Origin of the sequence: Streptosporangium sp. NPDC001681 (genome assembly GCF_040298085.1) — a bacterium.
In the GTDB taxonomy this organism is placed as follows: Bacteria; Actinomycetota; Actinomycetes; order Streptosporangiales; family Streptosporangiaceae; genus Streptosporangium.
Genome location: NZ_JBEOZN010000298.1, coordinates 1 through 2,169 on the forward strand (window position 1 = coordinate 1; position 2,169 = coordinate 2,169).

Here is a 2,169-nt window from a genome sequence, read left to right on the forward strand (position 1 = left end):
CCGACAGATCACGATGAACCGCGACCGACTGCCCGGCCGACTCCCACATCCCCGCAAGACCCAGCGCGTCCGGCTCGAACCCGGCGAAGCCGACCATCGCCACCGGCACCGGATCGGCCACGGGAACCTCAGAAAGCGTGCTCCACTCCAGCCGGAACAGCCCGTCACGCTCCGCCACCCGGCCACCACCCGCGGCGGCGAGCTGACCGGGCGAGAACGGGCGCAACACCAGCGACCGCGCCGACAACACCGGCTCCCCCGCGGCATCCACCGCCGTCAGCGTGACCGAGTCGGCATCGGCCCGGACCAGCCGCACCCGCAACGTCGCCGCACCACCCGCGTGCAGGCACACCTCACCCCAGGAAAACGGCAACCGGCCGCCCTCGGAATCGTCCAGCCCCACGAAGGCCACACCATGCAGCGCCGCGTCCAGCAACGCCGGATGCACCCCGAACGAACCCGCACTCGACGCCGCCTGCTCAGGCAGGACAACCTCGGCGAACACCTCACCACCGGCACCGTGCCAGGCCGCCCGCAACCCCTGGAACACCGGGCCATAGACAAGCAAACCCTCGGCCAGCTGGTCATAGAAACCGTCCAACTCGATCGCGGTCGCGCCGACCGGCGGCCACACCGCCGCATCGAACCGCGCGGCGGCCCGACCGCCCGTGGCAAGCATGCCGGTGGCGTGCCGCACCCACGGCACATCGTCACCAGCCTGCGCCGACCGGGAATAGACGTTCAAAGCACGTCGGCCGGTCTCCTCCGGCGCACCCACCGCGATCTGCACCACGACCGCATCGTCCTCACCCAGCACCAGCGGAGCGGCCAGCGTCAACTCCTCCACCAGGTCACAGCCGACCTGGTCACCCGCCCGGATCGCCAGCTCCAGGAACCCGGTCCCCGGGAAGAGCACCATCCCGGCCACCGCATGATCGGCCAGCCACGGATGCGACGAGAGCGACAACCGCCCGGTCAGCACCACCCCATCGGAATCGGCCAGCCCGACCGTCGCACCCAGCAGCGGGTGCCCAGCGGCGGCCAGACCCGCCGCCGCCACATTCCCCGTACCGGCACCCGCACTGCCATCAGGCCAGAACCACTGGTGCTGGAAAGCGTAGGTCGGCAGATCGACCCGGCGCCCACCCGGCAGCACCGATCGCCAGTCCACCGGCACCCCATGCACATACAGCTCGGCCAGCGCCGTCATGGACGCGACCTGCTCGTCGCGATCCTTACGCAACACCGGCACGAGCACCGCGTCCGACCCGGGCACCTCCGCGTCGGCGGCCAGGGTATCGGCGGCCATAGCGGTCAACACACCATCGGGACCCAGCTCCAGATACGCCCGCACACCCCGCGCGTGCAGCGTACGGACCCCGTCGGCGAAGCGGACCGCGCCCCGCACCTGATCCACCCAGTAGTCCGGCGAGCACAGCTGCTCGGCCGTGGCCGCCTCGCCGGTCAGGGTGGACACAATCGGAACCCTCGGCGCGCTGTAGGTCAGCGTCCGAGCCAGGGTCCGGAAGTCCTCCAGCATCGGCTCCATCAGCGGCGAGTGGAACGCGTGCGACACCCGCAACCGCTTCGTGCGCACCCCGCGCTCCTCCAACGTGGCGGCCACCTCAAGAACCGCCTCCTCGCCCCCGGCGATCACCACCGAAGACGGGCCGTTCACCGCCGCGACCGACACCTCCTTCTCACGCCCGGCCAGCAGCTCAGCGACCTCCTCCTCGGAAGCCCGCACCGACACCATCGCCCCACCCGCGGGCAACGCCTGCATCAACCGCGCCCGGCCCGCCACCAACGCACACGCGTCGGCCAGCGACAGCACCCCGGCGACATGCGCCGCGGTGATCTCCCCGATCGAGTGACCGGCCAGCACATCCGGCCGCACCCCCCACGAGGACACCAACCGGAACAACGCGGTCTCCACCGCGAACAACGACGGCTGCGCCCACCCGGTCTGATCCAGCAACCCGGCCCGCTCGCTGCCCGGCTCGGCGAACAACACCTCCCGCAACGACCCGTCCAGCAGCGGGTCCAGCTCGGCGAGCACCTCGTCCAGCGCCGTCGCGAACACCGGGAAGCGGTCATACAGCTCCCGGCCCATCCCCGCCCGCTGACTGCCCTGACCGGTGAACAGGAAGGCGAGCTGCGGCTCCGTCG

1 protein-coding gene is annotated in these 2,169 nt (G+C 71.2%); it reads right to left on the reverse strand.

Annotated features, from left to right (window positions below; all coding sequences use genetic code 11):
• Window positions 1–2,169 (reverse strand): acyltransferase domain-containing protein (locus ABT130_RS47440; protein ID WP_350966477.1); only part of this gene is annotated, 2,169 nt, incomplete at both ends.